Origin of the sequence: uncultured Cyclobacterium sp., from assembly GCF_963976465.1 — a bacterium.
In the GTDB taxonomy this organism is placed as follows: Bacteria; Bacteroidota; Bacteroidia; order Cytophagales; family Cyclobacteriaceae; genus Cyclobacterium.
The window spans coordinates 1-8,595 of the sequence record NZ_CAXBOC010000211.1 but is presented as its reverse complement, the minus strand read 5'-3'; the positions used below and the strand labels follow the sequence as shown (position 1 = coordinate 8,595).

The following is an 8,595-nucleotide window of genomic DNA, read 5'->3' as shown; positions in this document are numbered from 1 at the left end:
TGAAGGAGAAGTGAGAAGGTCTTTCGAAAACGCCAGGAAGATTTTGGCGGCAGCAGGTTTGGACTTTAGTGATGTGGTTCAGGTGAGGAATTATGTTGCCAATCAAGAAGATTTGGCAGCATTTAATGTCATTTATAAAGATTATTTCCAAGAACCTTATCCTGCAAGGACAACCTTAATCGGTTGTTTAGGTACCCTGCTGAAGTTTGAAGTAGATTTATTGGCACATGCAAGATAATTCAAAAAAGCGCATAGGAATTATAGGTGTCTATCATGAGTCCAATACTTTTTTAGATCAAGAAACATCTTGGGAAGACTTTGAGAATGGACATATGCTATACGGCCAAGATATCATAGCCGAATATGGTCCTGCTTACCACGAGATTGGCGGAATAGTAGAAGTCTTGAGTGCTGAGGAAGACATTGAGCTTGTTCCTATTTTCTATGCAGAAGCCACTCCCGGAGGGATTATTGCCAAGGAAACCGCAGTACGTCTGCTTAATGAGTTACAACGGACTTTGAAGGAATGCCTTCCTTTGGAGGGACTGATGGTAGTGCCCCATGGTGCTGCTGTCAGTAGGACTTATTTGGATTTTGATGGGCATTGGTTAACAATGGTTCGGGAGATGATGGGACCTGATCTTCCAGTTATAGGGACGATTGATCCCCATTGCAACCTAAGTCCTAAGATGGTGGAGGCCTTAGATGCACTTGTGGCTTATAAAACCAATCCCCATGTGGATCAAAGGGATGCCGGAAGATCAGCTGCTAAAATTATGGTAGACACCCTTAAGGGTGAGGTGAAACCGGAAATGGTTCTTTTACAAACCAACGTAGCCATTAGTATCGAAATGCAACATACAGGTTCAGATCCTTGCAAACCATTGTTTGCCTTGGCAAGGAATATTATGGATGATCCGGAGGTCTTGTCCACAAATGTTGTTTTGGGATTTCCTTATGCGGATGTGCCGGAAATGGGTACCAGTTTTATTGTGATTACCAATAATGATAAAAAACTTGCTGACAAAAATGCAGCAATTCTCAATGATTATTTGCTAAAAAATCACGAAGATTTTTCGGGCAAGAAGATAGGATTGGATGAACTGCCTGAGCATATCAGTAAGGCAGAAAAGCCCTTGCTAATATTGGATATGGGAGACAATGTAGGTGGAGGTTCACCTGCAGACAGTACCTTTTTACTAGAGGTATTGGAATCCTGTCCCGGAGTAAAAGGTTTTATGTGTATTTATGATCCAGAAGCTGTGGCTGAAATAAAAGCCAAAAACCCTGAGGGCTATATTCCTGTGAAAATTGGAGCAAAATCGGACAATTTACATGGCAAAACCATGCTTATGGATGTAAAGTTGGAGCGGATCGTCGATGGGAAGTTTACCGAAAAAGAACCTCGACATGGGGGGCAGGTTAATTTCAATATGGGAGAAACTGCAATTGTAACCAGCAAGGCCGGCAATACCATTATGCTGACCTCCTTACGGATAGTGCCATTCAGTTTACAGCAATTGATCCATTTTGATATTGATCCTACCACTTACGATGTGTTGGTAGCCAAAGGGGTAAATGCACCATTGGCTGCTTACCAGCCTGTATGCAATGCGATAATCAGGGCCAATACCCCTGGTGTTACCCGTGCAGACATGGCAAGTTTAACCTATAATCACAGAAGGAAACCTCTTTTTCCATTGGATAAAATTTAAGTAAGATGACAGAAGCAAACCATTTTCACCAAACACTACCTAAGCCGGAATCTACTCAAGCCCAAATCATGTTGGCCTTGGATTATTATACGGAAGGGCCGGTATTCGGAGAGGATGGTTTCCTTTATTATACAAATCTTGCCGGTGAAGGGATTTACAGGTTTGAAGGTGGAGAACCTATTTTGTGGGGCAAAGGTAAGCGGCCAAACGGACAAGCCATTATGGCCAATGGAGACCACTTACTTTGTGATAGTTTAACTTCCAGAGTTGTACTTTATGATCCCATGGGTAAAAAATTGGGAGATGTTTCTCCTGAATTCATCAATGGAGTGAAGGTGCATTGCCCAAATGACATTGCTGTTCATACAGATAAGGGGTTTTTCTTTACTGATTCTATTAGACACAAAGGGGCTGTCTATTTTGTCGGTTGGGATGGGGAAGCTTATGCAGTTGCTAGGGGCATAGATTTCCCAAACGGCATTGTTTACCATAAGGAAAAATCGCTCTTATATGTCGCTGAGAGTTATAAAAATAGTGTGCTTACAATTGACCTTAAGCTTCCGGAATCCAGTCCTAATTATATGACGGTAATGGCCACTCTCCCTTTTAATGAAAAGAATAGGGAAACAGGAAATCTTCCGGATGGATTGGCAATGGATAAAGAAGGAAGGCTTTGGGTAGCTCATTATGGCATGCAGGCCATTCAGGTTCTTTCTGAATCAGGTGAATTACTAGCAAGCTATGATTCAGGAATCCCGCTTACAAGCAACTTGTGCTTTGCAAATGGATACCTTTGGGTAACAGGTGGTTTGGCAGAGCCTGGGCCGGGAAGATTAAGTAGGTTACATGTTGGCATCGAAGGGATGTCTTTATAAGGATAGGAACTGAGGAAAGAATGATAAGGATTGGAATAATTGGTGCAGGAAATTTCAGCTCAAGGCATATTGAGGCCATACAGCAATTGCCAACCCTGAAACTCAAGGTAATTTGTAGAAGAGAAGCTTCTTCATTGGCCCAACTAGCAGATAAATACAAGCTAGCTGGGGAAACAGATTATCGGAAAATTATAAATAATAATGAAATTGATGCAGTGCTGATCGCCACTCCTCACCATTTACATACTCAAATAGCAATAGAAGCTGCAAGGGTAGGGAAGCATGTACTGCTGGAGAAACCAATGGCCTCCACTTATGCTGATTGCATAGCCATCAATGATGCATGCGAACAATCAGGAGTAAAATTAATGATTGGTCAGGTTGCTCAGTTTTCCCCCGGGTTTGTAGCGGCAAAGCAATGTATTGCCTCAGGAGAAATTGGTGAAATATTCATGGTCAAGGCTACTTCAATTTCATTTTGGAAACATGGGGACAGGAAGGACTGGCATTTAAAAAAAATATCCGGTGGTGGATATCTGCTTACCGTAGCCATTCATCAATTGGATGCTTTATGTGCATTGGTGCCCTCTGAAGTAAGTAGTGTTTCTGCCCATATGACCAATGCTTTTCATGGAGATGAGGTAGATGATGGAGGAGTAATAATACTAAGGTTTAAGAATGGACAAATGGCTTCTCTGCATTATTCAGGTTTTAAAGATGGTGTAAATGAGATAGGTATTGATGTCAATGGAAGCGAGGGAAGCCTAAGACTTGACAATACCAAAGGTGCCTACCTAGGAAAAGATCAAAAATATATACTGCTATCCGGGTCTTTATCCAAGGATTGGATGGATGAAGCTTTGGTTAATCAGTGGAAAGAATTTTCTGAGGCTATACTAGAAAACCGAGAGCCAATAGCTTCTGGAAAACGGACTTTAAAAGTGATGGAAGTTGTGTTTGCAGCTTTTGAATCGGCTTCTTCAGGAAAGGCGATCAAGCTTAATTAAAATCATTATTTAGATAACAAAAGAATAAAATGTATTCAACTTTAGAGAAACACTTTTACCTCAGCCTATTTTTAATTTTTTTTGTTTTTCAAGCGGTTGGCAAGGAAGTGGTATGGAAGGAGTTGCCTGCTATCCCGGATAAAGAAGGTTTTGCAGGGATGTTTGCCGGCACAAGTAATGGAGTGCTTTTGGTAGGTGGAGGTGCTAATTTCCCTGAAAAGAGACCATGGGAAGGCGGAGAAAAAGTTTGGTATGATGAAATCTATTTTATGGAAGACATGGAAGCCGGCTGGCAGGTTTCAAAGCATACACTTCCTCAAAAGCTGGCCTATGCAGTTTCTGGAACCCATAACAATAAAGTTTGGGTGATTGGTGGTAATGATGCTGAAGCACATACCAATTTGGTGATTAGTTTGGTTTACCAAGACGGAGAAATTGTAATTGAAAATGATTATCCCCCGTTACCGGTGCCATTGGCAAGCATGGCAGGTACTATTGTGAATGGTGTTTTTTACGTCTTAGGGGGGCAGGAAACTGCTACAGGTTTGGCAGAAACTAAATTTTATAGCCTAGATTTAAACAAAAATAAAGCTGAGATGGAATGGGTGGAGGGCCCTGTTTTCCCGGGAAAGGCCAGAATACAAGCTGTAGCTGCCGCTCACAAAGAAGGTTTATATATTTTTAGTGGTTTTACACTTCATCATAATACGGATGGCAGCTTAGGAAGAACCTTGCTAAAGGATGCCTACAGGTTTATTCCCGCTGAGCAATCCAACGAAGGCATTTGGGAAAGGTTAAATGACTTACCGAGAGGAGTGGCAGCCGCCCCTTCTCCCGCATTTAGCCTAGGAGGGGATCATATATTAATTGCCGGCGGTTTGGATGAAGAAACATTGATGCACACAGATCCTGCCAGTCACCCGGGTTTTTTAGACAAAATGCTTGCCTATAATACCAATGCTGAAAAATGGGTTGAAATGGGAGATATGCCAGAAGGTAGTTCCCGAGTAACAGCTCCATCAGTTTTTTGGAAAGGGTTTTGGGTAGTGCCTAATGGTGAGAAAGCTCCCGGGGTAAGGTCCCCCAAAGTCATGGGCTTAGCCACTCAAAATCCTTTCGGAATGGCTAACTGGACAACTCTGGGGGCATATTTGGCCTGTATGTTGGGAATAGGCTTTTACTTTTCCAAAAGAGAAAACACCACAACTGAGTATTTTTTGGCAGGGAAAAGGATACCTTGGTGGGCTGCCGGCTTAAGTATTTATGGGACACAATTGAGTGCGATTACCTTTATGGCCATTCCAGTTATAGTTTATGCTACCAATTGGCGTTTGGCAGTTGGTTCTTTTATGATTCTCGCCATTGTACCATTAATTGTAAAATATTATCTGCCTTTTTTTAGAAGATTGAACATAACTACGGCTTATCAATATTTGGAATTGAGGTTTGATATTAGGGTTAGGTTATTGGGGAGTTTGACATTTATTTTACTTCAACTGGCCCGTATGGGGGTGGTACTTTACCTTCCGGCCATTGCTATTTCCTCGGTAACCAATATGGATATTTTTTTGTGCATTGCTATAATGGGTGTTTTTAGCACCATCTACACCGTATTGGGGGGGATGGAAGCTGTTATTTGGACAGATGTGATTCAAGTGGTTGTATTGCTTGGAGGTGCGCTGCTTTCCATTTTTATTGCAATAGCGAATATAGATGGAGGCTTTTCAACAGTTATTGATGTCGGGATGCAATTAGATAAATTCAAGCTCGTAGACTGGTCTTGGGATTATACTCAATTGGTGTTTTGGGTGGCAATTGTTGGTTTCTTTTTCTTGAATCTAATCCCCTATTCCTCAGATCAGGTGGTGATTCAGCGCTATCTCACTGTGAAGGATGAAAAAGAGGCAGCCAAAAGCCTTTGGACCAATGGTTTAATCACCATACCGGGAATATTTTTGTTTTTTGGGTTGGGGACGGTGCTTTTCGTCTATTACCTTACCAATCCGGAAAAAATTGGAAGTGCTAATCCTGAGGAACTTTTGCCCTATTATATTGTAGCAGAACTTCCTTTAGGAATAGCAGGTCTGGTGATTGCCGGAATTTTTGCCGCCAGTATGTCTTCATTGGATAGTAGTATGAATAGCATTGCTACCGCTTATATTACAGATATTCACCGGTACCTTAAGCCGGGGCTTAGGGATGGTGAATACCTAAAACTAGCTAAAACAATTACTGTTATCATGGGAGTGTTTGGTACCTTGACAGCCATTTGGATAGCTGCTACTGAGGTAGGTTTCATTTTTGATTTTTTTCAAAAATTACTAGGGATGATTGGTGGCTGCCTTGCCGGAGTTTTTATTCTGGCTATTTTTAGTCAAAGAGCCAATTCCACCGGGGTAGTGATTGGTACCCTTTCAGGGGCGGGCATCACTTTTCTGGTCAGTAGATTTACGGAGGTGAATGGCTACCTTTATGGAGCCATTGGAGTGGTGAGTTGTGTCGCAATAGGTTTTATTTTCAGTTTGATTTTTCCCAATAGCAAAAGTCAGCCGAACGGACTTACTTACAAATCAATAATTAAGAGGTAGCTTGGCTGATAGGCTTCAGTAAATTCACCTTGGATTTAAATATTGACAAAATGACAGTTTAAAACTGTCATTTTGTACTTTTAAGTCCTTTTGAAATTAAAATTTGGAATGGTTTTGGATTGAATTATTTTATTCAAAAGATTAGGTGAGTTATTGATAAGCATCTTTGGTGTCATTTAATATTCCGAGGAATGTTTTTTATCAGGTTCTTGTGGTTTTTTTGCCAATGTGATAAGTTTGACTGCGTTCTTTCGAAAAAAAAGTCAAAAGGTTGTATAAAGGTTCAACCTTTTGACCTGACATCCTGTTAATAATATACAAGAGGTTAACTGCTTTGATTTGAATGAATGTATGGATTATTTGGTTACCTTTATTTAATATAGAATAAGTTGGAAGAAATTTCTGTTTTTATGTTAAATGCTGTTAAATACTAAACCTAAAAGACAAGTGGCATCGTTTTAGAAGTGATTTTAGTATAAAATACTAGGGATTAATTGATGTAAATTAAAAGAAAGGTATACAATGAATAGAAAACAATTTTTCCTTGGGATCGTGCTTGCTTCTTTAATTGGAGGCTTGGTGGCTGTACTTGGCGTTGGGTTATTGCAACCCAACCAAGAAACATCTACGAATTTTACAGAAAAGCAAAATGCTAGTTTGGTTAATTGGCTTAATGATGAAAATTTTGTGGTTCCTGAAGGGATTAATTTCGTAGCATCTGCAGCTCAGGTTACGCCGGCTGTAGTGCATGTAAGAAGTACAGTTACGGTTAGTAGAGGTCAGCAGGGAGTGGATCCAATGGAAGAATTATTTGGTTTTAGATCTCCCAGAGGTGAGTCTACACCCAGAGAAGGAAGAAGTTCGGGTTCCGGAGCAGTGATTTCGGAGGATGGTTATATAGTCACCAATAACCATGTAATAGAAAACGCCACTAAGGTGGAAATTACTTTGGAAGATAACCGAAGGTTTACTGCAAGGGTAATAGGAGCAGACCCTACGACAGACCTTGCATTATTAAAAATTGACGCCAACAACCTTCCATATATTCCATTTGGGGATTCAGACCAAGCACAGATTGGTGAATGGGTGCTGGCTGTAGGAAATCCTTATGAATTGAATTCAACGGTAACCGCAGGGATAATAAGTGCTAAATCCAGGAATATTGGCATATTAAGGGATGAGAATAACCTACAGGTAGAATCCTTTATCCAAACCGATGCTGCGGTTAACCCCGGTAACTCCGGAGGTCCCTTGGTTAATCTAAATGGGGAAATTGTTGGGATTAACACAGCAATAGCTTCCAGAACCGGAGGTTTTAGCGGTTATTCTTTTGCCGTTCCAAGTAGCATCGCCAAGAAAGTAATGGATGACCTGTTGGAGTTTGGTGCTGTCCAGAGAGGTTTGTTAGGAGTGACCATACAAGATGTCAGTGCAGACCTTGAAGAGAATCTTGGAGAAGATATCAAGGCTGACAGAGGAGTGTATGTTGTTGAAGTAAGAGAAGGCAGTGGTGGTGAAGATGCCGGTTTGAAAAGTGGAGACGTCATCATAGGAGTAGATGGTGTAGATACCTATACTACTTCCTCTCTACAGGAAAGAGTAGCCAGAAAACGTCCGGGAGATAAGGTTGTGGTTAAATTCCTTAGAGATGGCAAGGAAATGGAAACGACTGCTACACTTAAGAACACTTCAGGCGACACTAAAGTAGTGGTTAAAGTGCTTCCAAAAATCACTGAATTTGAAGGGGTGGTTTTTGAGGACCTGAAAGTAGATTATCAAGAAAGGCTTGAGTTGGAAGGTGGAGCAACCATTACATCCATAGATAACAAAGCATGGAGAGAAGCAGGTGTGCAGGAGGGTTTTATTATCACCAAGATAGGTAGAACAAAAATACTTAGTGGCGAGGATGTTATCAAAGCACTTAAGAGCTATGAAGGTGAGGAAGTAATTATTTTAGGAGTTTATCCAAATGGTCAACGTTCCTATTACGAATTGGACCTATAACCTCCTAAAAAGTATTGTAATAAAGAATAAAAAGGCTGCCAATAGGTAGCCTTTTTATTTAATGTGGTTTTGGTCGTTTAATTTTTTTATATATTCGTAGATAAAAATCAGCCAGTCAGATAGTTGGTGGAGAAGTTCCTATTGGTTTGTAATTCCGGAGCATTTTTGTTGAATTTTTTATTAGAAAAAACCCAGTTTAATTTTTGCAACATTAAAATTTAACCCTACATTTGCAATCCAAATCGGGGAATTTACCGCTGTCAATTGCTTATCGAGTACCTTGTTCACGCGGTTTAAATTTGTCTAAATGGAAAGTTTGAAGTTAAAAGTGACTTCAGAATAAGAAATAAGATATTGGGAGTTTAGCTCAGTTGGTTCAGAGCATTCCGATTTACATCGGAAGGGT

Annotated in this window: 6 protein-coding genes; all 6 read left to right on the top strand. The window is 40.6% G+C overall.

Annotation, left to right across the window (positions count from 1 at the left end):
• Window positions 1-238: RidA family protein (locus tag AAC037_RS12910; protein WP_339903381.1), on the top strand; the 238-nt coding region annotated here is incomplete at its 5' end.
• Window positions 228-1,715 (top strand): M81 family metallopeptidase, encoded by a 1,488-nt coding sequence (locus tag AAC037_RS12905; RefSeq protein WP_339903380.1) that lies wholly within the window; start codon window positions 228-230, stop codon window positions 1,713-1,715. The genes AAC037_RS12910 and AAC037_RS12905, both read left to right, overlap by 11 nt.
• Window positions 1,716-1,720: 5 nt before the next feature.
• Entirely contained in the window at window positions 1,721-2,590 is an 870-nt protein-coding gene (locus tag AAC037_RS12900) for an SMP-30/gluconolactonase/LRE family protein (RefSeq protein ID WP_339903379.1), read from the top strand.
• A gap of 20 nt (window positions 2,591-2,610) precedes the next feature.
• Complete coding sequence (locus tag AAC037_RS12895; protein WP_339903378.1) at window positions 2,611-3,597, top strand: Gfo/Idh/MocA family oxidoreductase; 987 nt, start codon at window positions 2,611-2,613, stop codon at window positions 3,595-3,597.
• A gap of 29 nt (window positions 3,598-3,626) precedes the next feature.
• Window positions 3,627-6,185 (top strand): sodium/solute symporter, encoded by a 2,559-nt coding sequence (locus tag AAC037_RS12890; protein WP_339903377.1) that lies wholly within the window; start codon window positions 3,627-3,629, stop codon window positions 6,183-6,185.
• 522 nt (window positions 6,186-6,707) lie between these two features.
• On the top strand, window positions 6,708-8,189 hold the full coding sequence (locus AAC037_RS12885) for a Do family serine endopeptidase (RefSeq protein WP_339903376.1): 1,482 nt from the start codon (window positions 6,708-6,710) through the stop codon (window positions 8,187-8,189).
• The last annotated feature ends 406 nt before the right edge of the window (window positions 8,190-8,595 follow it).